Genomic DNA, 24,861 nt, shown 5'->3' on the forward strand with positions numbered 1-24,861 from the left:
CAAGACGATCGAGAGGCGTGTTCGAGTCCTGAAACGGCGAGCCGGATGTCACGCGTCGCGATCCCTGCCGTCGCGCACGACGCTGGCAAGCCAATGCGTGCGGGCCTCGAGGACTTCCGGCGACACCGCATCCAAGAGCATCAAGTCACAGGTGTCGGAACGCGCCGGGCCCGGGAAGGCGCGCACCTCCATCAACTCGTCACGCCGAAAGAGATGGACCCTGACCCCTGACGGGGACGCAGCACGCGCGACCAAGGACTCCAAATTCTCCGCGGTAGCACGCAGACCGTCGACCGCAACCACCACATCGCCCGGGGCGATCCCCGCGTGCTCGCCCGGACCGCCGCGTATCACATTCTGCACGATCGCCTCGGCGGCGCCGGGGCGCAGGCGCAGATCCAAGGTCAGGCGCGCTTCGCGATGATCGAAGCACTCAAGACACCCGCCCTGGTCCTTCGGCCCCTCCGCGGGGCGCAGCCGCATTCCGATCCCGACCCCGGCGAATAGCGGCTCGAGATCGAGCTCCGCGGTCCCGTCCAGGGCGGTCGAGAAGAAGCCGTCGAGATCGAGCCCCGAAACCTCGGTCGCGACCGCCTCGACCCCGTGCTCCGGAACACCGAAACCGGTAAGACCGTACCGACGCCAGAGCGTACGCATGACGTCGTCGAGCGATGCCCTGCCCTTCGTCCCGGCGCGAATGATCAAGTCCAACGCGAGGGCGACCAGTGCGCCCTTGACGTAGTAGCTCACGATGGCGTTAGGCGCGTTTTCGTCTTGCTTGTAGAACTTGATCCAGGCATCGAAGCTCGACTCGGCCAGAGTCTGTACTTCGCGCCCGGGGGTTCGCGACAGGCGCGTGATGGTCGCGGCGAGCAGTCCCAGATAGGACCGGGCATCGATACAGCCGCTGCGCACCAAAGCGAGCTCGTCGTAGTACGACGTGATGCCTTCGAAGGCCCAAAGCGTCCGCGTATGGATCTCCCGTTCCAGCCCGCCGTTCATCAGCGCCAACGGCCGGATGCGCTTGACATGCCAGAGATGAAAGTATTCGTGACTGCACAAACCCAAGAAGCGGACATAGGCGTCGGTGCGCTTCTCGTCGGTCGAATGGGGCAAATCATTGCGCGAGCAGAGCAGGCTGGTGGAAAACCGATGCTCCAATCCGCCGTAGCCCTCGCCCAGTGCTGTCACGAGAAAGAGATAGCGGTCGATCGGCAATTCGCCGAACAGGGCCATGTGCTCGGCACAAATACGCAAGAGATCGCTCTTGAGTCGAGCCTTGTCGGCGTACTGGCGACCCGTGATCGCCATGCGATGCGGCACGCCCGCGAGATCAAACGCGATCTGTTCGAAAGAGCCCATCTCGACGGGATGATCGATCAGGTCGTCGTAATTCTCCGCGCGGTAGCGCCCGAAACCGCGCGAGTCGATCTGCTCCGGCGTAAGACTGGTTGCGACCTCCCAATCCGCGTCGACCTGTACATCAGCCGGCAATAGATCGACCAGACAGGTGCGGTCTTCCATACCGAGAACCCGCATCAGGAGAACCGCCCCGTTGAAATAGGCGTGCGTCGTATCGAGATGCGCCGCTCGAACAGAGAGATCCCAAGCGTAGACTTGATAACGCACCCTGATTACACTGCCCGCCGCCCGACAAACCCAGGTCTGTTTGTCGCGCTTTCGACACTCGAGCGCCCTTCCGTCGGCGGATTCGGCGACGAGCGTCAGAATATTCCTCGCGAAGTCCCTGATCATATAGCTGCCGGGAATCCACGCAGGCAAGGATAACTCGACGAACTCGGCGCCCGAATTCGGGATTTCGATCTCGACAAGGAACTGGTGGGCTTGCGGAGCGGCGGGGCGAACGCGATAAGTCAGGTCGAGCAACATCGGGGTGCGCGGGGTGCAGTGAGGGGAAGACGGCGTTTTCTCGGGGGTTCGAAGCCGGCCTCGAAAACGACCTCGGGGCAATGCCCCGAAGCCGGGAGTCAGCTTACCAGCGCGGCCCGCGTGAGGGGCGCTCACCGCGCGGCTTGGCTTGGTTGACCTTCAGGTTGCGGCCCTTCAGCGGCGTCTCGTTCAGCCCCTTGATGGCGGCATCGGCCTCGGAGTTGTTCGGCATCTCCACAAAGCCGAAGCCTTTGGACTCGCCGGTAAACTTGTCGGTGATCAAGTTCACGCTCGAGATCTCGCCATAGGCGGAGAATGCGGTCTTCAGCTCGTCTTGGGTCACGCCGTAGGCCAGGTTGCCAACGTAAATATTCATTATTCAAGAGTTCCGTGAGAGCGCATTGAAGAGAAAGAGAGAACGGTCGAAAAATCAATACGCAACTGATTCGACGGTCTTTGCCCCCAACCGTTGGAGACGAAGGTGTCGCGGGGGCGGGTCGACCCGCTGCCCCGCGAGGGCGGCAGAAGTTTAAGGCGTCACCACGCGCCCGCGCCGATCACCGCCACGCCATGGGCGCTTCGCCGCAGGAGAAGCGGTCGCTGCCGGTTTGCGCGCCGGTCGACTCGGTCCACGCGAATCGCGGCGCCCCCCGAGGCTTCGATCGGGCTCGCACTCGGGCGGAACCAGCGACGGCTCGAAACCGACGACGGGATTCATCGAAATCTCTTTGCGCAGGAGTCGCTGTATCCCCTGCAGCAAACCTTGCTCGTCATGACTGACCAAGGACAGAGCCTTGCCGCCCGCGCCTGCTCGACCGGTCCGCCCGATACGGTGGACATAGTCCTCGGCGACGTTCGGCAGTTCGAAGTTAACCACTTGGGGCAGATCGACGATATCCAATCCCCGCGCGGCGATATCGGTCGCCACCAAGGCCCGGACGCTCCCGCGCTTGAAATCATCCAAGGCGCGTGTTCGGGCCGATTGGCTCTTGTTGCCGTGGATGGCCGCGGCGGTGATGCCCTCTCGGCCCAGGTGCTCGACCAGTCGATTGGCGCCGGCCTTGGTCCGCGTGAACACCAGCACCTGATGCCAACCCTCGCTACGGAAGAGGTGCGCGAGCAGATCGCGCTTGCGGGCCTTGTCGACCGGATGCGCGGCCTGCGTGACCGACTCGGCGGCCGTGTTGCGACGTGCGACCTCGATCAGCTTCGGGCGCTTGAGAAGTCCGTCGGCCAAACGCCTGATGTCGTCGGAGTAGGTCGCCGAAAACAGCAGATTCTGACGCCGCTCCGGAAGCAGCTGAATGATGCGCCGGATGTCGTGGATGAAACCCATATCCAGCATGCGATCGGCCTCGTCGAGGACGAGGATCTCCACGCGAGAGAGATCGACGGTGCGTCGGCCGGCGTGATCGAGCAGGCGCCCCGGGGTGGCGATCAGAACGTCGACGCCCCGTTGCAGCTGATTGATCTGCGGCTGCATACCGACGCCACCGAAGACGATCGCCGAGCGCAAAGGCAGGTGCAGACCGTAGGCATGCACACGCTCGCCGACCTGGGCCGCCAACTCACGCGTCGGCGTCAGGATCAGTGCACGCGGATGACGTTGCGGGTGACCCTTCTCGGAGAGGCGCTGCAAAAGCGGCAGCACGAAGGCCGCGGTCTTGCCTGTTCCGGTCTGGGCTCCGGCCAACAGATCATGACCGGCCAAAATCTCCGGGATCGCCTTCAGTTGAATAGGGGTCGGGCGGGCATAACGCTGCGTTGCCACGGCACGCAGCAAGTCGGCCTGAAGGCCGAGTGAATCGAATGACATGAAAACTCCTGAAACCGGCCTAAAACCGCGCAAGCACGGGACCGGCCTAGGCAGAAAAGAGGCGTTCGAGGATGAAGCCTTGGGAAAAGGTGGGGTCAGCCGCGAGACGACGCATCGACCGGATGATGCGAGAGCCGCAGTCTACGCGATGCGCTCAATGAAAGCCAGCACCGCGAATATCCTATTTACATCCGTGTTTTTCGCGTCTGGGTCTTCGAGCCAGCTGGAACGTGCCGGTAGGGATCCAAAATTGCCCCGAATCGCCATCTCGACATCCGACGTTGAGACCGAGCCGCGCGATCGTAAGGACGCACGCCTGATATCGAAATGGATGCCGAGATGGGACCGAGCAAATCGCCGGGCCAATCGCGCCTTAGGCGTCGACCGCCTGGAGATAGTTGGACTTAAAGGCTTCGCGATCGCCCTTGGACGCGGGGTCGTAGCCTTGCTCCGCCATCTTCTGCTTCATCCAGCCGGGAAGGACACCCCGCACATAGACGTTGTCGGTATTCTCCGGATCGACATATCGCGTATACTGCCGGCCCCCGGTCGCTGAACGCCGGACCGACCCGCCCGCACGCCGACGCTTCGATTCTACAAGGGGCAGAATCTCTTCCAATTCGTAGCCGTATTGGGCGATCAGGCCCTTGATCTGTTGAGCGACTTCCGATTTCGCCTCTTGACGGCGCACTTCCAGTGCGCGCTTCAGCTCGGCCTTGCTGCTTTCAATTTCGGCAAGCTGCTGCTGAATCTCGTCGACGCTAAGGTTAGCGTACTCCACGTTATATACCTCCAAAACGGGCAAAGGGTGATTCCCGAAAAGTCAAACGAGCCGTCATTCGGCTCGATCTGCATAATTTATGCGATTTATAATGGATGTCAAGTAGAAACAGGAAAACGCGATCGGATAAAGTGCGCCGATCGATCCATCGGAGATCTTAAAAGAGAGGATCAGTGGGTACGACTTGACGCGGACGTTCGGCTGGGTCGCACACGCAGATTGAGCAATTCGGAGGCGAATCCGACTCGCGGGAACACGAGGCTCACCGGCTCGCTGAGTGGTTAAGCAGCGCATCGTCCTCATTGCGGATCAGAAACATCGCATCGCCGTAGCTGAAGAACCGATACCGAGCATCCACGGCATGGCGGTAGGCATCCATCACGGCGCGATAACCTGCAAAGGCCGAAACCAACATCAACAGTGTCGATTCCGGCAAGTGGAAGTTGGTGATCATCGCGTCCACCACGCGAAACCGATAGCCGGGCCGAATAAAGAGACGACTATCTCCCCGAAAAGGGGCGAGCTCGCCTTTGGCCGCGGCGCTCTCGAGGCTTCGGACGCTCGTGGTGCCGACCGCGACGATACGTCCACCACCCGCGCGCGTCGAATGGACCTGGCGGCAGACATCCTCATTGACGTCGATCCATTCTGCGTGCATCTCATGGCGATCGAGGTCATCGACGCGGACCGGCTGGAAGGTCCCTGCACCGACATGCAACGTGACTTCCGCAACACCGACGCCCATCTCCCGCAGACGGGCCAGCATGGCGTCGTCGAAATGAAGGCCGGCCGTCGGCGCGGCGACAGCCCCGCTGTGGCGGGCGTAGACCGTTTGATACCGCGCATCGTCCGAGGCGTCGTCCGGACGCTGGATATAGGGCGGCAAGGGAATGTGGCCCTGCGCCGCCATGAGCTCGGCAAAACTGCCTTCGATCATCCCGAGCCGATAAAGATCGCCTTCGCGGCGCCGCACGAGAAGCTGCGCCCCCCCGTCGAGATCGATCCGGCGTCCCGGTTTGAGCGGTTTGCTCGCCCGGACCTGGGCCAGCGCCTCGCGCACCGCCACGACACGCTCGATGAGGATCTCGACACGACCGCCGGAATCCTTGTGCCCGAACAGCCGGGCGCGCATCACCCGCGTGTTGTTGAAGACCAGCAAATCGCCGGGCCTCAGCAACCGCGGCAAATCGCAAAAGAAGAGGTCGCGACACTCGTCGCCCGCGGGGTCGAGCGCGAGCAAGCGCGAGGCGCCGCGATCGGGCAGCGGACGCTGCGCGATCAAATCGGCGGGCAGGTCGTAGTGAAAATCACGAAGGCGCATGAACCGAATAAACGAGAAAGCAGGTTTGGAACGGTCTTCGACAAAGGTCTCGGAGCAGGCGGTCGGCGAACGCGGCGCGCATCATAGCACCCGAAGCCCGATCGTCTTCGGTTATCCTTATCGGCTGGATCCCAATGACGCCCGCCTGAATATCGTGAGACTCGGCATCGATCGACTATTGGAAGACACCTCCCTCCACGGGCCGCTTCGAGGCCGCCGCGTGGCACTGCTCGGCCACCCGGCTTCCGTGACCTCCGCCGGGCAACACAGCCTGGACGCGCTGATGGCGCTGGGCGGCGTGAAGGTGACCGCCGCCTTCGGCCCTCAGCACGGGATGCGCGGCGACAAGCAAGACAACATGGTCGAGACCGAGGACGCCCTGGATCCGCGACACGGTATCCCGGTCTTCAGCCTCTACGGCAAGGTCCGCTATCCGACCGACGCGATGCTCGATCGCTTCGATGTGCTGCTGGTGGATCTGCAGGACATCGGCACCCGCATTTATACCTACGTCACGACCCTTGCCTATCTGATCGACGCCTGCGCCGCAGCGGGCAAGGCCATTTGGGTACTGGACCGACCCAACCCCGCGGGTCGCCCGATCGAAGGCAGCATCCTGGAGCCGGGCTGGGAGAGCTTCGTCGGAGCAGGCCCGCTCATCATGCGCCACGGACTCACGTTCGGGGAGCTGGCGCGCTGGTTCGTCGACTACCGCGGTCAGGATATCGACCTCGAGGTGATCGCGATGGACGGCTACCATCCCGAGGTCGGCCCCGGTTTCGGCTGGCCGGTCATGGAGCTGCCCTGGATCAACCCGAGCCCCAACGCGGCGAGCCTCAACATGGCACGATGCTTCCCCGGCACCGTTTTGTTGGAAGGAACAACGCTCTCCGAAGGTCGCGGCACGACGGTGTCGCTGGAGGTCGCCGGCGCGCCGGATGTGGACTTCGCGCGCGTGCTCGGACGCATGTGCGCCGAATGCGCCGATTGGACCGAGGGCGCATTGATCCGCCCCTGCTGGTTCGAGCCGACCTTCCACAAACATGCCGGCCGGCTCTGTTCGGGGCTCCAGATCCATACCGACCATCACGGCTACCGACACGATCGCTTCAAGCCGTACCGACTGATTGCGCTTCTGTTGAAGGCCATTCGATCGGAATACCCCGACTATCCGATCTGGCGTGACTTTCCCTACGAATACGAGACCGAACGTCTCGCCGTCGACCTGCTCTCGGGCGGCACCTTCCTGCGCGACTGGGTCGACGACCCGGAGGCTCGGGCGGGCGACCTGGAACGGCGCCTGAGTGCGGACGAGGCGCAGTGGACCGAGTCAACGGCGGGGCTGCGACTCTATTAGAGGAGAGTGGCGAGTGGCGAGTGACGAGTGATTGTTTCGAGTGGGCACTCGAGGTTACGCAGTAGGGGAGCGAGCGTCGCGGAAACGGATCGTCACGACAAGCCCGTCGGCATCGCCGCCGAGCGCGATGGACGCCTGATGCAGATCGAGCACGGCCTTCACGAGGCTCAACCCGAGGCCGCTGCCGGGCGTGGAACGGCTGTCGTCGAGCCGAACGAACCGATCGAGGACCCGCTCGCGCGCGTGCGGCGGAATGCCGGGTCCGGAATCGCGAATCGTCACCGTTACACCATCCTCCCGAGAGCCTCCGGCAAGTGCGATGCTTCCGCCCTGCGGGGTGTATTTGATGGCGTTATCGACCAGGTTCGCCAAGGCTTGAAACAGGAGGTCGCGATCGCCCGTGACCCGGGCAGGTCCGTCGAGACGAAGCGTCAAGTCCTGCCCTTTCTCGGCCGCAAGCGGCTCGTAGAGTTCGGCCAGATCCTCCAACAAGGCGGCGAGATCCACGTGGGCGAAGGCGGCCCGTCGGGCGCCTGACTCGATGCGCGCGATCCGCAACAGGGCATTGAATGTGGAGAGCATCTCCTCGGTATCGGCGATCGTCTCGGCGGTGAGCGAGCGGGCGCTCTCGCAGCCGTCGAGCTCGGTGCGCAACAGCTCCAGCTTGGTCCTGACTCGGGTCAGCGGCGTGCGCAGATCATGGGCGATGTTGTCCGAGACCTGACGCACGCCGGCCATCAACTGCTCGATGCGCTCCAGCATCCGGTTGAGATTCGTCGCCAACGCGTCGAAATCGTCGCCGCTGCCGTTGAGCGGAATACGCCGCGAGAGGTCCCCGGCCATGATCTCGCCGGCGGTCTGGTTGATCGTCTCCAGGCGCCGCATCACACCCGCGCTCATTAGCCATCCGCCCAGCAGGGCCAAGGCCGCGGTGATGGCCAGCCCCCAGCCAAGCGCGTCGAGGATCAGGGCACGCGTTGCCTCCAGATCACGGACGTCGCGCCCGACCAAGAGCCGTAGACCGCCGCGCAGCAAGAAGACCTGTCCGCGAGCCGCATGCTCCTCGGTGCGATCCGGTCCACGCTCGCGCAGGCGGAAGCCGAGCCAGCCCTGCGCGTCGGGAAATCCGCTCGGCCAGCGATCGAGGTTGCCGGCGAGCGGCTCGAGGTGGTCGTCGACCAGAAGGTAAACGCTTGACCCGACCGGATCGCGCGCGACGCGCTCGCTGATCACCGACGACAGACCTGCGAGCCCGCGGCGCCGATACTGCTCGGCAAGCCCGCGGATTTCCGCCTCGATGGTCGCCGCAGTCTGGCGATCCATGTAGCCGGCGGTCGACCAGTAGAGAAAGGCCATGAGGATGCCGACCGACACGCCGAGCAGCAGCACGTAGAGGACGGCCAGGCGGAAGGTCGAGCTGCGCAGCGTATTGGCGGCGCGCGCACGCAGGGCCGACGGCGGATTCCCGGCGTCGCTCATGCCCCGCGGATCATGTAGCCGACGCCTCGGATGGTCTGCAAGAGAGGCGGATCGAAGTCCTTGTCGATCTTGCCGCGCAGGCGGCTGATATGGACATCGATGACGTTCGTTTGGGGGTCGAAGTGATAGTCCCAGACCTGCTCGAGCAGCATGGTGCGCGTGACCACTTGGTTCGCGTGTCGCACCAGATATTCGAGCAGCCGAAACTCGCGCGGCTGAAGCCGGATCTCGCGCCCTGCGCGGGTCACCTCGCGCTTGAGCAGATCCATCTCGAGATCGGCGACCCGCAGGAACGTCTCCGGGGTATCGGCTTTGCCGCGACGCATCAATGCCTCGAGACGCGCATGCAGCTCGGAGAAGGCGAATGGCTTGACGAGATAGTCGTCACCGCCCGCACGCAGACCTTCCACACGGTCGTCGACCTCGCCCAAGGCGCTCAGAAAGAGCACCGGCGTGCGGTTGCCCGAGGCGCGCAGTGTCCGCACGATGCCGACTCCGTCGAGCCCGGGCAGCATACGGTCGACGATCAGGGCATCGTACTCGCCCCCGGCAGCCTGCAGCAGACCCGCGCGGCCGTCGGCGACATGGTCCGTGACCGCACCTGTTTCGGCGAGTCCCTTCAGGAGATAGTCGGCGGTTTGGCGATCGTCTTCGATCAGGAGGACTCGCATGGGTCGCTCGTTGGGGAATGGAGGTATTGGTGGTTGAAATTGGGCGTTCGGGCTTCGGGCTTCGGGCTTCAGCCGCCAGCCGCCAGCTTCGGGCTCTCAGCTCTCAGGCGCGATAGGATAGCGCGGATTCCGCTTGGTCAAGGCACGGGGTGCTCGGTCGCTCGATCGCGACCTTGCGGTGCTGCAGGGTCGCGATCGAGGCCGGCAAGCGTGCAATGCGCTCGGGAAGCGCCTTGATCAGGTTGCGAAGGGCACGGCGATGAACAGGGGACGCCCTTCCTTCTCGACACGCAGGATCAAGCTCTCGCGCTGCTCCTCGATCGCTTCGCGGACCGCCGCAACGACCTGCTCGGGGGTGTCGACCGATTCCGTACCGACCATCGAGATGAGACTACCCGCCTCCACCCCGGCACGATCGGCCGGGCTGTCGGCCTCGACCTGCGCCACGAAGACGCCGACGGCATCCGCGTCGAGCCCACGCTCGGCACGTAGCTCAGGGGTGAGCGGCGACAGATAGAGCCCCAAACGGGGGCGCTCCGGCGTGTCGGCCTCTTCGCTCGGCATCGCAGCGATCCGATCCTCTTCGGGCATCCGGCCGATCGTCAGCGTCAGATCCCGTGCCGTGCCGTCGCGCATCACGCGGAACGTCACGGGAGTCCCGGCCTTGGTCGCGGCGACTAGCTTCGACAGATCCTTCGCACTCGTGAGCTGCTGTCCGGCGGCACTGAGGATGACATCGCCTGTCCGCAGATCAGACGCAGCGGCGGGACTGCCGGGAATGAGATCCGCGATCAAGACGCCGGTCGCCCGGTCGAGCCCGAGCCCGGACGCCAACTCCTCGGTCACCGGCTGGATCTGTACGCCCAGCCAGCCGCGCTCTACGCGCCCATTCTCGCGAAGGTCGGCCACCACACGCTCGACAGTCTCGGCCGGGATGGCGAAGCCGATCCCGACATTGCCGCCGCTCGGGGAGAAGATGGCGGTATTCACACCGATCACCCGACCCCCGATATCGAACAGCGGGCCACCCGAGTTGCCCCGATTGATGGGCGCGTCGATCTGCAGATAGTCGTCGTAGGGACCCGAGTTGATGTCGCGTCCGCGTGCCGAAATGATTCCGGCATTCACCGAGCCGCCGAGCCCGAAGGGGTTGCCGACCGCCAGGACCCAATCGCCCACGCGAGCCTTGCTCGAATCACCGAGCTCGACGGCGACCAGCGGGAGATCGACGTCGATCTTGAGCAAGGCGAGGTCAGTCTTGGGATCGACACCGACCACGCGCGCGACATGGCTGCTGCCGTCGTTCATGACAACCGTCACCTCTCCCGCGCCTTCGATCACGTGATGGTTGGTGACGATATGGCCGTCGCTGTCGACGACGAAACCCGAACCCTGTCCGGTAGCCTCGCGCGGCATGCTTCGCCCCGGCTGCTCGAAGAACCGGCGGAAGGACTCAGGCACGTCCGCACCCGGCGGAAGCGCCGGGTGGCCCTGCAGCGCCATGGGCGATACGCTCTCGGCCTTGACCGACACGTTGACCACCGCAGGAGTAACCCGCTCGGCCACGTCCGCAAAGCTGGGAAACGCAGCGGATGCGACGCGCGCATTCGCCGACATGGGCTGCTCCGCCGCCACGGCACCACGGCCGCTCCAGTAGAGGGCGCCGGATGCGAGGGCAAGCGCAAGGGTTGCGCTGACGAGCCCCGGATGCCGCAAGGGCAGCCACGGGGTCACGGCGATCGATCGAGTCGGGGTCGTGATTCGGCGTTGTGACACGGTATTCTCCTGACCAAGATCCGGGCGACATCGCCGTTGAGACGAATGCGCGCCGGCACGTTGCTGAACAGGCCAAGAGTATCCGGGCGCGGCCATTGCCCGAGGATGTCCGACGTCTTAATTCTTGTTCATCTTAAGCTGCCGTTCTCGGGGTCGCTTGCAGGCGCGGCGCCGACGGGGTACCGTTCGCGCGCCGGCAGCAACAGGTCGGCGCTATTCGCACCGCGACAGGAATCCGAGAAACCTCACCTTCGCGCGAGCAACATTCACAAGTATAAGCAGACGGGAGACCGGCTCCGAAAGGATCATCCGAGTCGATCCGACGGCACAACAGGGGGAGTACATCATGAATGGAAAACCACGGACTATGACCTTGGCCTTCGCACTCGCAAGCGGAATCGCCGCCGCATCCTCGACCACGATGGCGGACGTAACCGTGATCCCGGTGACGGGCGCCGAGGTGACCTCGGAGATCAGCGGAACCGTCGAGATCGTCAACGTCGAGCGACGCATGCTGACGATCAAGACACCGGACGGCCGATTTCACGTGATTCATGCGCCGGAGCAGGCCGGGCGTCTCGACGAGATCAAGATCGGCAACAAGCTCACCATCACCGAGACCGAGGCGGTCCTCGTCGATTTGGTCAAGGGGCCTGACGAGGCCGCTGTCGGGACGACTCAGGAGACGGTTGTCGACCGCGAGCGGGGGGCGAAGCCGGCCGGTACCATCACCGACACCATGACTCTCTATGGTCGGATCGCAGCGGTCGACAAGGCCAACCGCAAGGTCAGCGTCCAGGGCGCGCAGGAGACGGTTGACTTCACCGTCAACGACCCGGCACTCCTCGACGAGTTGGCGGTGGGCGACGGCGTGGTCGCAACCTTCATCCGGTCGGTCAAAGGGAAGGTCGAAGTTCGCTGAGTACCACTCTGGGTATCAAACATCGTCTCGGGCAACACCGACAGCGTCGGCGTTTACCCCGAGCAGCCGATCGACGTGAACGAGCAGACGGGAAACCGGGGCATGCCCGGCTCGGGTTGCATTCCGCCATACTCGGCGTTCTGCTCTGCACGCTCGCGGTGACCGGCTGTCAATCTACGGCGTCGAGCTCGCGCAGCGATGCCTGCACCTTCGCCCCCGGAATGACAACGGATGATCTGGCGCGTTGCGGCTGCATCGCCGGTAACTCGCGAAGCGACGGCTCCGTCATGCTGATGTCGGAGGAATCGCTCAACAACACACGCACCGTCGCCATCGTCAATTATATGTGTCCGCTCGGCGCAGCCGGTGTCGCGAGGGTCGCGGTCATGAACGGCATCGCCACAACCGTCTACGAATAGACGAGACTGTACAAAGCGCGCGTGATTTTTTCGCAAAGCAGGGCGCGCAATGCGGCGAAAAACCCACGCGCGCTCGGTATACATCCAACTCGACCGGGTCGAATGCGATGAGAGCACTGGACAAGCTCATGCGACGATGGCAGCTCAAGGCGATGGACCACATCGACACGGCTGCGCTCGTACAGGCCGGTACCCGACGTCTCGTCGAGCGGTTTCAACGTGTCGCGCGCGACGTACCGGCCTATGCCGCCCTCCTGAAGAGACACGGCATCCTTGCCGAGACGATCCGCACGCCTGCGGACTTCCAGGCGCTGTGCCCGATTCTCGAAAAGCAGGACGTCTTCGGAAGCGCCCCGATCGAGCAGCTGTGCGTCGGCGGGCAGCTCGGTCCGTTGGCGGGTGTCCTGACAAGCTCGGGGCAGGGCGGGCGATTCGCATTCGGTCTCTCCACGCATCGGCAAAACAAGCGAGCGGCGAAGGTGATCGAGTTGGCGATGGAATATGCCTTCGGGACCGATCGCTACCGCACCCTCCTGATCAATGCGCTCCCGATGGGCGTACGCTTTTCCTGCTCGACCGTCACCGTTGCCGAGACCAGCGTGCGCGAGGATATGGTGTGCGCCTTGGTCGAGCAGTTTTCCCCGCGCTACGACCAAACCGTCCTGGTCACCGACCCGCTCTTCTGCAAACGTATCCTGGATTACGGCCGTGCGACCGGGCTCGAGTGGGAACGCTTTAAGATCCATGTCATCCTCGGCGAAGAGACCTTCGGGGAGTCTTTTCGCCACTATGTCGCGAGCCGACTCGGACAGGATCCCGAGGGCTGGACGCGCGGCTTGGTCGGCTCCTCGATGGGTGTCGGAGAGCTTGGTCTCAATCTCTTTTTCGAGACCCGAGAGACGGTCCGCATTCGGCAACTGGCGTATCGGCAAAGCGACGTCCTGAGCGAGGCACTCGGCGATTGGCCTGGCCGGGTTCCGCCGCTGGTCTTCGTTTACGATCCGATGCGGATCTTCGTCGAGGTCATCGAGCCCGATGCAAAGGGTTTCGGTGCCTTGACCCTATCGACGCTCGACCCCTCCTTGATGCTTCCGCTCATCCGCTATCGCACGGGTGATCGCGCCAGATTGGTCAGCAACACGGAGATGGCGCGCGCTCTGCAGCGCGCGCACGAGAACGGCATCACCGTCCCGAAGCTGCCGATGATCGCCTTGGCAGGTCGGGAGAAGGACGTCCTGCCCGACGGACGCACCCTGCTCGACATCAAGGATGCGCTCTATACCCAGCCGCATCTCGCGGATCAGCTCAGCGGCGCCTTTCGGATCGAGCCCGGGGATACAGGCACGCGGATACACGTTCAGATGGGACAAGGATCAAAGGTACAGGGAAACGCGATCGCCGAGGACGTGGCAGCCTGCCTTCCGCGCCCGGAGTCAGCGCCGCCCGATCATCTCGAAATCTGGCGCTACGGCGAATTTCCGTTCGGCCGAACACTCGATTACGAGAGGAAATTCAACTACATCAAATCGACGTAGACCTGTAGCGGTGCAGGGGCGATCGGCTCGCGCGAGGAGAGCCCCTCGCATCGGCCGCACGTCAGGCAGCGGAACCGACCGACCTCCAGCTCGCGTCCGGGGCGGCCAAGCCAGCCGGGACCAGGTCGGGCTCAAGACCCTTGATCATGTATGCAAATGTGGCGGGCGAGGCCCTGGAAACCCCTTTCTCGAGCGCATCGATACTGACGACATAGGGTCGTACGGGACCGTAATAATCGGTTTCCGGGCCGGCCGGCATGTATTTGAATCCCAGGCGCTTAAGCAACACGTATAGGCTTCGCTCCATGGCGAAGACCCAGTGGGTAATCCCGAGCCGCTTGCTCTGCTGGTAGAGCACGCGGCAGAGGCCCATCAGAATCTCCGGGGTATTCCGGGGGGGGCCGAATGCAATGACATCGGCCCCTTCCCGCGGCCGCGATTCCTCACGCGGCGGACCGCCGTACGGAGTATCCCCCTCGCGCCTGCGAAACGCTTTGGACACCGCAAGGCGAGACACCTCTCCGTATCTGGCCAGCGACGGATGACTCGGGTCGTTCAGGAAATCAAACTCCTCGGAGAAGACGCAGTGCTTCATCGCCGGAAAACCGAGCGGGGAGCACATCACCAGCCGCGCAGTGCCCGCGGGGTGGCCCGCACGATGGGTTGCCAGCACATGCAGAGCGTGGGCATCGTAGTCGTCTGATTCCAACTGCGCCGGATAGTGCACCTCGTCCAAAAACCGGCGCTCGACGCAGTAGACCTGGTAGCGAATTGAGTAAACCGTTTCCAGATCGGACGCATCCCCGACACAGGTGAACCGAAAATAGGGCTCTTCACCGTGGCCCGCCCCGGGTTGACTCGCTGACTCCAACGTATTCAAGCTCATACAACCCCCGGTAACAATAAGGAATCCCGCGACGCCAAGCCATGAGTCGGCGAAAGAGGAGGCGAAACCGCCTAAGCGTCGAACATCTCGCAGGGATTTTTGCCGACTCTCGCTTAAGTAGGCTCCCGCGATGGATACTCAAACGGCAATGGAGGCTATCACATCAACAAGATGCCGCGTAATCCCGAGGTTTGCGAAGCCAGTGCACGGTCCGTCTTCGGCACAAACGCGACATGACGCGCTTTGCAGACGGACGTTACCCTTGTGTCTACGCACCCGTACCAATTAGACTTGGGACATCGCTTCATCTCCCAAGCCCGGTCGCAACTTCCGCTACCGCGCTCGATCATGGCGAAGATCATGACGAGAGTTGCGACGCACAGACGCCCAGAAAAGTCGATCCACGCCGGCACCACCGCCAACAGGGCAGGATCGGCAACGCATCGGTGCTGTTCGAGAAAGGAAGCCGGCCCGTGAAAAGCGGGTCACGACCGTCCTCGACACTGTCCACCGGCGCTTGAAGGACCTCGGCGCGGGGCCTCGATCTTCGAGCGCACCCGTGATGGATGAGTCGATTCAGGACTTCTGGAACACGCCTTGATCTCCCGACGGTCCGTGCGCAACATTCTCGAAAGCTTGGTCGGTGTGGCCTTGTGCTGCGTATCGCTGCACGCCTGTCCGCAAGAGCTAATTGCTCACCGTGACGCAGGGGTCGAGAGCTTGACGCGCAACGAGGCCCGTCTTTTCTTCACGATGCGCCTCAAGAACTGGCCAAACGGAACCCTGGTCAAAGTTTTCGTTCTCCCCGACAACAACGCACTTCACAATCGCTTCTCCAACGAAATCCTCGGGCTCTATCCCTATCAACTTCGCCGCGTTTGGGACCGACAGATCTTCTCCGGGACAGGGCAAGCGCCGACGACCGTATCGAGCGAGCAGGAGATGCTCGACCGCATCGCGACCACGCCGGGAGCGATCGGCTATGCAGACGGGCCCATCGATGATTCAAGCATTCGCCTGTTGGAGGTGCGTTGAGATGCGTACCCGGCTCTCAATCGCGGTCCTGCTGGCGTGGATGACTCCGAACGCGGCTCCGGCCCTGGAGTTTGTCGAGGGAAAACTACAGGTCCACGGCTTCGCCAGCCAGGCCATCCTCAAGTCGACCGACAACTACTATTTCGGCAATAGTCCCGGGACGTCCTTTGATTTCACCGAGATCGGACTGAATGCCTCCTACCAAAGCACGCCGAGCCTGCTGTTTTCGGGACAGCTCTTGGTACGACGCGCCGGGGAGATGTACGACGGCACCCCGTCTCTGGATTATGGTTTGGTGGATTTTGCGCCCGTCTCCGACACCGAGCGACGCCTCGGAGTGCGTCTCGGGCGCATCAAGAATCCGTTCGGACTCTACAACGAGACGCGCGATGTTCCCTTTACGCGCCCGAGCATCTTTCTTCCGCAAGTCATCTACTACGATAAGATTCGCAACGGCTTACTGTCCTATGACGGCATCATGTTCTACGGGGACCGTTACCTGGAGCAGGGCAATCTCTCCCTGAACCTGGGCGTCGGGCAGTCCGTGATCGACGACAATGTGGAATGGGCCTATCTCGCCGACGACGTCGACGGCGAGATCCAGGCCGAGGGCATCAACTGGGGGATCGGAAGCCTCTGGTTCTCGACCCCGGCAGACGAAATCAAGCTCGGCCTCAGCGCCATCGTGACCGAGTTGGACTTCAATGCCGGCCAGGAAACGCCTTTGCAATCGGGCACCATCGATGTCACCGACTGGGTCGTTTCGTTTCAGTACAACGCTGAGGATTGGACGATTTCGGCCGAGTATTCCCGAGCACCCACGCGCTGGAACGATATCGGCCCCTATTGGCCCTTCAAAGACCAGGTCATGGAAGGGTATTATCTTCAGGGTGCCTACCGGCTGCGACCGAATCTCGAGATCATGGCCCGTTACGAGGAAGGCTTTGCAAACCGCAACGATCGCGACGGACGGGGTTTCTCGGATCTCACGGGCGGAACCACCCCGCGATTCGATTTCTTCTCCAAGATCCTGACGACGGGCCTGCGCTGGGACATCAACCCGAACATCATGTTTCGTCTCGAATTCCAACGGCACGACGGAACCTACGCCTTGTCGATCCGCGAGAACCCGGACTCGGGTGATCTCGTTCGTGAGTGGGACGTCTTCGCCGCCTCCATTTCGGTGCGTTTTTGAGGCCCCCGGGGATGGAGGACGGAGCCACAACCAAGGCGATTCCGTCGGTCGATCTGAGTCTGCGCTGGAAGGCTCTCATTGCCATGACCCTGGCGCTCGTGCTGGTGAATGCATCGCTCGCCTTGATCTCGAACTTTCAGCTGACCCGTCAGTTCGAGCTCCAACAGAGCGCCGTTCGCGATCAGCAGGCTCGACAGTTGCGTGCCCTGGTCGAAGAAGACACTCTGGAGATGTCGAAGCTCGCCAGCCTGGTTCCTCTTCTCGGTGGCGGCGAATCGGCGATGATGGGCCCGGACGCGGCGCTCGAGGAGGCATTGCTCACCAACGGTGCCATGCTCGATCTGGAATGGGACATTCGATCCGTCCAGTGGATTCGGCCGGACGGCACCACGGCCATCGTCTGGCCGGAGGGTGCTCAGGATATCCCGGACGCTCTGCGCGCGGAGCTTCGCAACAGCCCCGAGCAGGCAATTGCGGCACTCCTTTGCAGCCCGGAATGCCGGCAGTACAAAGCAACCCCGCTGCTCTGGGAGGGCTCCTTCGCCGGCAACCTGGTCCTCGGTCGCTCGCTCGCCGATGCATTACTGGCGTTCAACGCGCTGACCGGGGCCGAGGTCGCCATCACCTGGCGTGACGGTACCCGGTCCGCCGAGCTGCTGAATCCGCACAGCCCGGACTACCTGCGGTTTCCCGCCGTCACCTACCCGGACGACACCCTGCCCGTGCTGCGCGCCGCGGCGCCGACGCTCACGAGCGGCGACACGATGCAAGAGCCGCTGTTGATCCCGCACGGGTCGGGCTGGTACGAGATCTTTCGCATCCCGGCGCTTGCCTCCGGCATCGACGCCCTGGTGGTCAACGACGTGACCACCCAGCGCGAAGCGATCCGCACGGCCACGACCGGCAGCATCCTGCTCGGAATCCTGGGTCTGATCCTCTCGGGCTCGTTGCTGTTGCTGATCATCAAAGGCCCCTTGTACCGACTCAGGGATCTGGCCACGGTGATCCCCTTGCTGGCGGAAAACCGCTATGCGGATCTGCGCCGCCAGCTCCCCGGGCGCTCCAAGTCGCTCATGCTGCGCGACGAGATCGATCTCATGACCGAAACGGTCAGGAGCCTGACCGACCGCATGGAGCTGCTCCAGTACGACCGCGAGCAGGCCGAGGCCCGCCTTGTCTGGCTCGCCGATCACGACCCCCTGACCCAGCTCTACAATCGCCGTCGTTTCAACGACGATTTCGAGCGCATCCTGGATCAAACGATCCGTTTCGGTCACCAAGGCGCGCTCCTGTTCCTGGACCTCGACCAGTTCAAGGACGTCAACGACCTGAGCGGTCATCGCGTCGGTGATACCTTGCTGCAGCGCGTCTCCGAACAATTGAGACTCGTCACCCAGACCAGCGATCTACTCGCACGCCTGGGCGGCGACGAGTTCGCCTTGGTCTTGCCGGAAGCGACCGAGGATGACGCCCTCGCCAGCGCCGAGTCGGTCCAAGAGGCGGTCTGCTCGATCAGCCTCCATGAGCACGGCCGCCGCCACAGGGTGACGGCGAGTATCGGCATCGTCATGTTTCCGACCCAGGGCAATGACATCGGCCAACTCATGGCGAGTGCCGATCTCGCCATGTATCAGGCCAAGGAGAAGGGCCGCGGGCGCTGGTATCTCTTCTCTGAGGAGGATCAGGGCAAGGAACAGCTCGATGCCCGGGTGCTCTGGCGCGAGCAGATCAATCAGGCATTGACCCAGGGGCGATTCGAGTTGCACGTGCAACCGATCATCGAGATCGCTACGGGACGAATACGGCACATGGAGGTCTTGCTCAGGATGCGCGATGCACGCGGCGGGATGGTATATCCGGATCGCTTCATCCCCGTGGCAGAACGCACCGGGCAGATCCAGGCAATCGATCGGTGGGTCATCGACAATGCACTTGCAGCCATGGAGCTGCGGGCCGACTTGAGTCTGTCGATCAATCTTTCCGCCAGCGCCATGGACGACCCCTTGCTGCTGACCGACCTGCGACATCTTCTGGGAAGACACCGCATCGCGCCACAGCGCATCTCATTCGAGGTCACCGAGACCGCCGCGATCAACAGCCTGCTGAATGCAACACGCCTGATGCGCGGCATGCAGGAGCTCGGGTGTCGTTTCGCCCTGGATGATTTCGGCAGCGGCTATGCCTCTTACGCCTACCTACGCAAACTTCCGGTCGACGAGGTCAAGATCGACGGGGCCTTCGTGCGCGACATCGCCAAAAATCCGGAAGACCGGATATTCGTCAAGGCGATCACCGACATGGCCCACGGCATGGGCAAGCGTGTCATCGCCGAGTTCGTCGAGAACGCTGAGATCCTGGCGATTCTGAAGGGACTCGGGGTCGACGACGCCCAAGGGTATCATTTCAGCAAGCCGGTCAAGCTTGAGCAACCGGGCACGCCGATCGCATTCGACGGCGTTCTTTAGATCGCTTAAACCGCGTCTCACCGAGATCGAGGACATCTCCGAAGCCAAACGCAACATGGAAATGACGCATGTCGCTCTGGACGCGGTTTAAATAACCCCGGCTGGAGTCCCTGCGACGGTCATGGAAGAGATCTACCCCTCGCCGACCGCACCGCGGATCACCTCGAAGATGGCCGCGGAATCCTCCTCGCCCAATCCGCCCGCGACCAGCAGGTTCAGCCATTCCGCCACCATCGCCGCCGTTGTCAAGGAGATACCCAACTCCTGCGCGGACTCAAGCACGATCCGCATATCCTTTTGGTGCAGGCGTGACTTGAACCCCGGGGTGTAATCGCCCTTGATCATCCGAAGGCCATGCACCTCGAGGATTCGACTGCCCGCAAAGCCGCCGAGCAGAGCTTCGCGCACCTTCAGTGGATCAACGCCACTCGCCTGCGCCAACAAGACCGCCTCCGAGACCCCGGCGATGGTCGCGCCGACGACGATCTGGTTGCATGACTTGCAGACCTGGCCGGCGCCGCTGGGGCCGACGTGCACGATATTCCCGCCCATCGCCTCGAACAGCGGTTGCACCCGCGCAAAGTCGGCCGGCTCACCCCCGACCATGATGGACAGGGTACCGGCCTTCGCCCCGGCCTCTCCGCCCGAGACCGGGGCGTCGAGCATCGCCGCTCCGGCGGCCCGGAGTTGCTCGGCCATCATCCGCGTGGACGAGGGCGAAATCGTGCTCATGTCCACGACCACCGCATCGGGTCGGACACCCTGGATGACGCCCTCGGGGCCGAGGATCACCTCTTCGACATCCGGCGTATCCGAGACCATCGTGAAGACGATTGCCGCCTCGCGGGCAACCTCCGCCGGGCTCGCAGCCGTCCGGGCACCGGCCTCGGCCAACGGCGCCATCGACTCGGGCCGACGTGCATGGACGACAAGATCGTGGCCGGCCTCAAGCAGGTTCAGAGCCATCGGCCGACCCATGATGCCGAGGCCGATGAAGCCGACAGTTTCGGTCATGATGTAATCCTCATTCTTTGTTTCACCTGAGCCGCGCCCCGCCGCGGGCATTTCGAGCGAAAAGGGCGATTCGACCGCAAGACAAGAGCAAGCGCCCCGAGCGCGGCTCAGCCGTCGAGCAGCTCGAGCCAGTGGACGACGGGGATCTGGGTGCCGCCGCCGATCTGGAGCTGGCAGCCGATGTTGGCCGTGGCGATCAGCTCGGGCCGCCCGGACGCCAAGGCTTCGACCTTGTTGGCAAGCAGACGTGAGGAAAGCTCGGGCTGGGTGATCGAATAGGTCCCGGCGGAGCCGCAGCACAGATGGCCGTCCGGCACCGGAGTCATCGTAAACCCGAGCCGCGACAAGACCGGCTCGACGACCTGCTTGAGCTGCTGACCGTGCTGCAGTGTGCAGGGGGCGTGGAAGGCAACCTTGCGACCTCCACCCGGCGAGCCGAGCGGCGCGAGATCCAGGCTCGCGATGACCTCGATCGGATCGCGCGCCAAGGCCGCTACACGGGTGGCCCGCTCGGCATAGACGGGATCGTCGGCCAGCGCATGGCCGTAATCCTTCACCATCGCACCGCAACCGCTCGCGGTGACCAGGATCGCCTCGCAGCCCGCCTCGATCTCGGGCCACCAGGCGTCGATATTGCTGCGCATGGCGTCGAGCCCGTCCTTCACGGCGTTCAGATGGTAGGCCGCGGCACCGCAACAGCCGGCGTCGGGCGACTCGATCAGATCGATGCCGAGCCGCGCCAGCATGCGCGCCGCCGCGGCGTTGGTCTTGGGGGTCGCGACCGACTGAACACATCCGCCGAGCACCAGCATACGTCGCCGTCCGGCGGGCTTCGGCCAGGCACCGGCAGGGCGCGGTGTCGGCAGCTTCGCCTTGAGCTTGGCCGGCAGCAGCGGCTTCACCCAGCGACCGATCCGCATCAAGGGGCCGAAACGCGATGGATAGGGCACGGTCTTCACGAGCGCCCAACGCAGCAGCCGCTCGGATACCGGACGTTCCACGCGCTCCTCGACCAGATGCCGCCCGATGTCGAGCAGGCGCGCATAACGCACACCCGACGGACAGGTCGTCTCGCAGGAGCGGCAGGTCAGGCAGCGGTCGAGATGCTGCTGGGTGATGCGGGTCGGCGCCTGGCCTTCCATGACCAGTTTGATCTGGTAGATGCGCCCGCGCGGACCGTCGAGTTCGTCGCCGAGCAACTGGTAGGTGGGGCAGGTCGCGGTGCAGAAGCCGCAGTGGACACAGGTCCGCAGGATGGCATCGGCCTCGCGGCCGGCGGGCGTGCTCAGAAACTCGGGCAGGATCTCGGTCTGCATGCCTGGCTCCTAAACCGCGCCCAGCGCGGTATGCGATGTTTTTGGATGGGATCGGCCCCGGCAGACTTGACGACCGTTGGAGCAGGCGCGGTTTAAAGTATTCAAAAAATTAAGTTTTAAACCGCGTCTCACCGAGATCGAGGCCATCTCCGAAGCCAAACACAAAATGAACATGACGCATGTCGCTCTGGACGCGGTTTAGAGGGTCGCGTAGAGACGACCGGGGTTCAGGATGCCGCTCGGATCGAAGGCCCGTTTCATCTCGCGATGCAGTGTCATGAGTCCGGTAGGGAGCGGGTGGAAGACCTCCGAGCGGCGATCTCCTCCGCGAAAGAGCGTGGCATGCCCGCCGACGGCGCTGACCGCGAAACGGATGACGGCGGCCTCGGCATCGCTGCGCAGCCAGCGTTGCGCGCCGCCCCACTCGATCAGCTGCGCGCCCGGCAAAGCCAGAGGCGCGACGGTCGGCGGTACCGACAAGCGCCACAAGGGTGCATCCCCGGCAAAGAAGGGATGACCCTGCTCGCGTATCCGATCGCGCCAGAAGACGAGCGCCTCGCCGTCATCGACCGCCTCGCCCCCGATGCGCTCGGCAGCGGCGGAGACGCCGCCGTGGTTGCCGGACAACCGAACCCAAAGCTGCTCGCCGTCGAAACAGGTCGCGCTGATCGGCAGGGGCTTCGCGGCCCAGCCCGTCATACGGGCGATCGCCTCCTCCTGCGAGCACGTCTGCACCAGCGTCCGGCCCGTCGTCGGGATGGGGAGCACCTTCACACTGATGTCGAGCAGAACGCCGAGGGTGCCGAAGGCCCCGGTCATGAGCCGCGAGATGTCGTAGCCGGCGACGTTCTTCATCACCTCGCCACCGAAGCGCAGGACCTCGGCTCGCCCCGTCAGCACGCGTGTGCCGAGCACCAGATCGCGTGCCGAGCCGGCGTAGGGTCGCGCCGGACCCGAGAGACCGCAGGCGATGGTTCCGCCCAAGGTCGCACCCGTCGTCGAGTCCCCTCCGCCCGAGACGTCGGCGAAATGCGGCGGCTCGAACGGGAGCATCTGCCCCTGCTCGGCGAGCACGGACTCGATCTCGCGCAGCGGGGTGCCGCAGCGCGCGGTGACGACCAGCTCCTTGGGCTGGTAGTTGAGGATCCCGGTATGCCCGGACAGCGACAAGACCTCGCCGTCGACCGCACGCCCGAGCCACGACTTGGTGCCGTTGCCTTCCAAGCGCAGAGGCAAGGAGACATCGGCCGCGTGGCGGACCCGATCTTGAAGCTCGGCGGTCAGGTCGTTGCTCACCGGTGTCCCCCTGTTTGTGCGGAGTAGTTCAACAAAGAAGTAAGAGAACTCGACGAGAGAATCCCTTTGTTACGATTGTCGTTGTCGACAACAATCAGCGCCGGCATCACAGGGAACCGTCGGGCACGCTGCGCTTTGCCCGGTCCCGGTCCGGTCGTGTCGGAGCTTGGAGGATGGGTTTCGCTGCGCTCTACCCATCCTACGAGGACGCGGTTCAGCGCCCGCTCGCAGCCCGCAGGGCGCTGCGGATGATCTCCTCGGCCCCACCGCTCCCGTCATCCGCTGCGCGGGCCATCCGTGTCGCATCGACAGGGCGATAGCCCAGGGCCACCAGCGCGCTGACCGCATCGGCGAGCGCGCGCTCGCGCGGGTCCGCACCGCCCGCCCGCGCCTCGGGAAGATGGGGGGCGCTTCCCGGAATCACATCCAGGCTGTCGCGCAATTCCATCACCAGACGCTGGGCCGTCTTCCGGCCGATCCCCGGGACCCGGATCAGTGCATCGAGGTCCTCGTGCTCGATACATTGCGCAAAGCGTGCGGCGTCCATCGAGGAGAGGATTGCCAAGGCCATCTTGGCGCCGACGCCGGTGACCTTGAGCAGACGCCGAAAAAGCGCGCGCTCCTGCTCGCGGCCGAATCCGTAGAGCGACCAGGCATCCTCGCGCACCACCAGATGGGTGACCAGGGCGACGGTCTCCCCGACGGCAGGCAGGTCGTAGAAGGTCGACATGGGCGCCTCGACCTCGTAGCCGACACCGCCCACGTCCAACAACAGCTGAGGCGGATGCTTGGAGAGGATCCGGCCGTGCAGACGGCCGATCACGGGCGCCAATCCCGCCAGGAGGCGGAGGCCCGTCCGCGCGCCGGGATGCCCATCGAGTGGGCGTGGCAGAGCGCGATCGCCAAGGCGTCGGCTTCGTCCTCGCAGGGTACCTCGGTCAGCGCAAGCAGGACGCGGATCATGTGTTGGACCTGGGCCTTGTCGGCCCCGCCCGTGCCGACGACGGCGAGCTTGACCGTCTTGGGACTGTATTCGTGCACCGTGACGCCGGACTTGAGCCCGGCGCAGAGCGCGGCGCCGCGCGCCTGACCGATCTTGAGCGCGGCGGTCGGATCACGAGCGAAGATAAGCTGCTCGACCGCCATCTCGTGGGGTGCGTGCTCGGCCACAATGGCGGCAACACCGTCGAAGATGCGGCCGAGACGATCCGGCCAGGGGAATTCGCCGACCCGCAAGGTGCCGCTTGCGATCCAACGGCTGCGCTGACCGTCGGTATCGATGACCCCGTAGCCGGTTGTACGCGAGCCGGGATCGATGCCCAGGATACGATGGCGGAGCTTCGCCGGGGATCCGATCGGCGTACGGCCGACGATGTCGCCGCGCCGGACGCCGGGCGGGCGCTGCGCACCCTCAGGCATCGAGCTCGGCCAGGATCTCGTCTGCGATATCGGCGTTGTGGTAAACCTCCTGAACATCGTCCAGGTCGTCGAGGACATCGACCAGACGCAGCAGCTTCTCGGCCGTGTCGCGGTCAAGCTCGGCGAGGGTCGCGGCGTTGTAGGAGACTTCCGCCACCTCGGTATCGAACCCGGCTTGGGTGAGCGCGTCCTTCACCGACGCGAACGCCTCGGGCGTGGTCACCACGTCGAGCGAGCCGTCATCGTTGGCGAGGACATCCTCGGCACC

22 protein-coding genes are annotated in these 24,861 nt (G+C 63.9%); 7 read left to right on the plus strand and 15 right to left on the minus strand.

Annotated elements, in window-relative coordinates:
- Positions 1-48: 48 nt before the first annotated feature.
- The 5 genes from GPT33_RS00610 to queA all read right to left on the minus strand — a co-directional run bounded on the left by GPT33_RS00610 (position 49) and on the right by queA (position 5,808).
- Positions 49-1,890 (minus strand): PDZ domain-containing protein, encoded by a 1,842-nt coding sequence (locus GPT33_RS00610; RefSeq protein WP_296804851.1) that lies wholly within the window; start codon positions 1,888-1,890, stop codon positions 49-51.
- A 103-nt stretch (positions 1,891-1,993) separates the two neighbouring features.
- Positions 1,994-2,266, minus strand: coding sequence for an RNA-binding protein (locus tag GPT33_RS00615; RefSeq protein WP_007191936.1), 273 nt, complete (start codon positions 2,264-2,266; stop codon positions 1,994-1,996).
- A gap of 153 nt (positions 2,267-2,419) precedes the next feature.
- Positions 2,420-3,706: a DEAD/DEAH box helicase gene (locus GPT33_RS00620; protein ID WP_296804853.1), complete on the minus strand. Its 1,287-nt coding sequence runs from the start codon at positions 3,704-3,706 to the stop codon at positions 2,420-2,422.
- Positions 3,707-4,079: 373 nt separating this feature from the next.
- Positions 4,080-4,487, minus strand: a complete 408-nt coding sequence (locus tag GPT33_RS00625) for an H-NS histone family protein (RefSeq protein ID WP_296804855.1) — start codon at positions 4,485-4,487, stop codon at positions 4,080-4,082.
- Positions 4,488-4,749: 262 nt separating this feature from the next.
- Positions 4,750-5,808, minus strand: a complete 1,059-nt coding sequence (gene queA, locus GPT33_RS00630; RefSeq protein ID WP_296804857.1) for a tRNA preQ1(34) S-adenosylmethionine ribosyltransferase-isomerase QueA — start codon at positions 5,806-5,808, stop codon at positions 4,750-4,752.
- A 151-nt stretch (positions 5,809-5,959) separates the two neighbouring features.
- Between queA and GPT33_RS00635 the strand changes: the two genes are divergently transcribed.
- Complete coding sequence (locus GPT33_RS00635) at positions 5,960-7,165, plus strand: DUF1343 domain-containing protein (RefSeq protein ID WP_296804897.1); 1,206 nt, start codon at positions 5,960-5,962, stop codon at positions 7,163-7,165.
- A 54-nt stretch (positions 7,166-7,219) separates the two neighbouring features.
- Here the strand turns inward: GPT33_RS00635 and GPT33_RS00640 are convergent, their stop codons facing one another.
- The 3 genes from GPT33_RS00640 to GPT33_RS00650 all read right to left on the minus strand — a co-directional run bounded on the left by GPT33_RS00640 (position 7,220) and on the right by GPT33_RS00650 (position 11,091).
- Positions 7,220-8,644 (minus strand): HAMP domain-containing sensor histidine kinase, encoded by a 1,425-nt coding sequence (locus GPT33_RS00640; RefSeq protein ID WP_296804859.1) that lies wholly within the window; start codon positions 8,642-8,644, stop codon positions 7,220-7,222.
- Positions 8,641-9,315: a winged helix-turn-helix domain-containing protein gene (locus GPT33_RS00645; RefSeq protein WP_296804861.1), complete on the minus strand. Its 675-nt coding sequence runs from the start codon at positions 9,313-9,315 to the stop codon at positions 8,641-8,643. The genes GPT33_RS00640 and GPT33_RS00645 overlap by 4 nt, the downstream gene beginning before the upstream one ends.
- 237 nt (positions 9,316-9,552) lie before the next feature.
- Positions 9,553-11,091 carry a Do family serine endopeptidase gene (locus GPT33_RS00650; protein WP_296804863.1) on the minus strand — a complete coding sequence of 513 codons (1,539 nt, stop codon included), beginning with the start codon at positions 11,089-11,091 and terminating at the stop codon, positions 9,553-9,555.
- Positions 11,092-11,437: 346 nt separating this feature from the next.
- Here GPT33_RS00650 and GPT33_RS00655 point away from each other — a divergent pair, with 346 nt between their 5' ends.
- From GPT33_RS00655 to GPT33_RS00665, 3 genes are all read left to right on the plus strand, one after another.
- Entirely contained in the window at positions 11,438-12,013 is a 576-nt protein-coding gene (locus tag GPT33_RS00655) for a copper-binding protein (RefSeq protein WP_296804865.1), read from the plus strand.
- 116 nt (positions 12,014-12,129) lie between these two features.
- Positions 12,130-12,432: a hypothetical protein gene (locus GPT33_RS00660; RefSeq protein WP_296804867.1), complete on the plus strand. Its 303-nt coding sequence runs from the start codon at positions 12,130-12,132 to the stop codon at positions 12,430-12,432.
- Positions 12,433-12,560: 128 nt separating this feature from the next.
- A complete protein-coding gene (locus GPT33_RS00665; RefSeq protein ID WP_296804869.1) occupies positions 12,561-13,967 on the plus strand; it encodes a hypothetical protein in 1,407 nt (468 codons plus the stop codon).
- Positions 13,968-14,028: 61 nt separating this feature from the next.
- Here the strand turns inward: GPT33_RS00665 and GPT33_RS00670 are convergent, their stop codons facing one another.
- Positions 14,029-14,853 (minus strand): PEP-CTERM/exosortase system-associated acyltransferase, encoded by an 825-nt coding sequence (locus GPT33_RS00670; protein WP_296804871.1) that lies wholly within the window; start codon positions 14,851-14,853, stop codon positions 14,029-14,031.
- A 615-nt stretch (positions 14,854-15,468) separates the two neighbouring features.
- Between GPT33_RS00670 and GPT33_RS00675 the strand changes: the two genes are divergently transcribed.
- The 3 genes from GPT33_RS00675 to GPT33_RS00685 are packed head-to-tail and all read left to right on the plus strand — an operon-like array spanning position 15,469 to position 19,548.
- The gene (locus tag GPT33_RS00675; RefSeq protein ID WP_296804873.1) at positions 15,469-15,888 is read left to right on the plus strand and encodes a hypothetical protein; all 420 of its coding nucleotides are present in this window, start codon (positions 15,469-15,471) and stop codon (positions 15,886-15,888) included.
- 1 nt (position 15,889) lies between these two features.
- Positions 15,890-17,083 (plus strand): hypothetical protein, encoded by a 1,194-nt coding sequence (locus GPT33_RS00680; RefSeq protein ID WP_296804874.1) that lies wholly within the window; start codon positions 15,890-15,892, stop codon positions 17,081-17,083.
- Between the two features lie 11 nt (positions 17,084-17,094).
- On the plus strand, positions 17,095-19,548 hold the full coding sequence (locus GPT33_RS00685) for an EAL domain-containing protein (RefSeq protein WP_296804876.1): 2,454 nt from the start codon (positions 17,095-17,097) through the stop codon (positions 19,546-19,548).
- A gap of 132 nt (positions 19,549-19,680) precedes the next feature.
- Here GPT33_RS00685 and GPT33_RS00690 read toward each other — a convergent pair whose 3' ends face one another.
- The 6 genes from GPT33_RS00690 to GPT33_RS00715 all read right to left on the minus strand — a co-directional run.
- Positions 19,681-20,562 carry a 2-hydroxy-3-oxopropionate reductase gene (locus GPT33_RS00690; RefSeq protein ID WP_296804879.1) on the minus strand — a complete coding sequence of 294 codons (882 nt, stop codon included), beginning with the start codon at positions 20,560-20,562 and terminating at the stop codon, positions 19,681-19,683.
- A gap of 107 nt (positions 20,563-20,669) precedes the next feature.
- Positions 20,670-21,878, minus strand: coding sequence for a glycolate oxidase subunit GlcF (gene glcF, locus GPT33_RS00695; RefSeq protein WP_296804881.1), 1,209 nt, complete (start codon positions 21,876-21,878; stop codon positions 20,670-20,672).
- Positions 21,879-22,076: 198 nt separating this feature from the next.
- Positions 22,077-23,174: a glycolate oxidase subunit GlcE gene (gene glcE / locus GPT33_RS00700; protein WP_296804883.1), complete on the minus strand. Its 1,098-nt coding sequence runs from the start codon at positions 23,172-23,174 to the stop codon at positions 22,077-22,079.
- Positions 23,175-23,388: 214 nt separating this feature from the next.
- Positions 23,389-23,997: a Holliday junction branch migration protein RuvA gene (ruvA, locus tag GPT33_RS00705; RefSeq protein WP_296804885.1), complete on the minus strand. Its 609-nt coding sequence runs from the start codon at positions 23,995-23,997 to the stop codon at positions 23,389-23,391.
- On the minus strand, positions 23,994-24,593 hold the full coding sequence (gene ruvC / locus GPT33_RS00710) for a crossover junction endodeoxyribonuclease RuvC (RefSeq protein WP_296804887.1): 600 nt from the start codon (positions 24,591-24,593) through the stop codon (positions 23,994-23,996). Before ruvC ends, ruvA begins: the two co-directional genes overlap by 4 nt.
- Positions 24,586-24,861 (minus strand): YebC/PmpR family DNA-binding transcriptional regulator (locus GPT33_RS00715; RefSeq protein WP_296804889.1); only part of this gene is annotated, 276 nt, incomplete at its 5' end. The genes ruvC and GPT33_RS00715, both read right to left, overlap by 8 nt.

Origin of the sequence: Thiocapsa sp. (assembly GCF_011390875.1) — a bacterium.
Classification (GTDB): domain Bacteria; phylum Pseudomonadota; class Gammaproteobacteria; order Chromatiales; family Chromatiaceae; genus Thiocapsa.

Coding starts and splice junctions, on each gene's coding strand:
- GPT33_RS00610 (WP_296804851.1), bottom strand. CDS start 1,890: ATGTTGCTCGACCTGACTTATCGCGTTCGCCCCGCCGCTCCGCAAGCC.
- GPT33_RS00615 (WP_007191936.1), bottom strand. CDS start 2,266: ATGAATATTTACGTTGGCAACCTGGCCTACGGCGTGACCCAAGACGAG.
- GPT33_RS00620 (WP_296804853.1), bottom strand. CDS start 3,706: ATGTCATTCGATTCACTCGGCCTTCAGGCCGACTTGCTGCGTGCCGTG.
- queA (WP_296804857.1), bottom strand. CDS start 5,808: ATGCGCCTTCGTGATTTTCACTACGACCTGCCCGCCGATTTGATCGCG.
- GPT33_RS00640 (WP_296804859.1), bottom strand. CDS start 8,644: ATGAGCGACGCCGGGAATCCGCCGTCGGCCCTGCGTGCGCGCGCCGCC.
- GPT33_RS00645 (WP_296804861.1), bottom strand. CDS start 9,315: ATGCGAGTCCTCCTGATCGAAGACGATCGCCAAACCGCCGACTATCTC.
- GPT33_RS00655 (WP_296804865.1), top strand. CDS start 11,438: ATGAATGGAAAACCACGGACTATGACCTTGGCCTTCGCACTCGCAAGC.
- GPT33_RS00665 (WP_296804869.1), top strand. CDS start 12,561: ATGCGACGATGGCAGCTCAAGGCGATGGACCACATCGACACGGCTGCG.
- GPT33_RS00670 (WP_296804871.1), bottom strand. CDS start 14,853: ATGAGCTTGAATACGTTGGAGTCAGCGAGTCAACCCGGGGCGGGCCAC.
- GPT33_RS00680 (WP_296804874.1), top strand. CDS start 15,890: ATGCGTACCCGGCTCTCAATCGCGGTCCTGCTGGCGTGGATGACTCCG.
- GPT33_RS00685 (WP_296804876.1), top strand. CDS start 17,095: ATGGAGGACGGAGCCACAACCAAGGCGATTCCGTCGGTCGATCTGAGT.
- GPT33_RS00690 (WP_296804879.1), bottom strand. CDS start 20,562: ATGACCGAAACTGTCGGCTTCATCGGCCTCGGCATCATGGGTCGGCCG.
- glcF (WP_296804881.1), bottom strand. CDS start 21,878: ATGCAGACCGAGATCCTGCCCGAGTTTCTGAGCACGCCCGCCGGCCGC.
- ruvC (WP_296804887.1), bottom strand. CDS start 24,593: ATGCCTGAGGGTGCGCAGCGCCCGCCCGGCGTCCGGCGCGGCGACATC.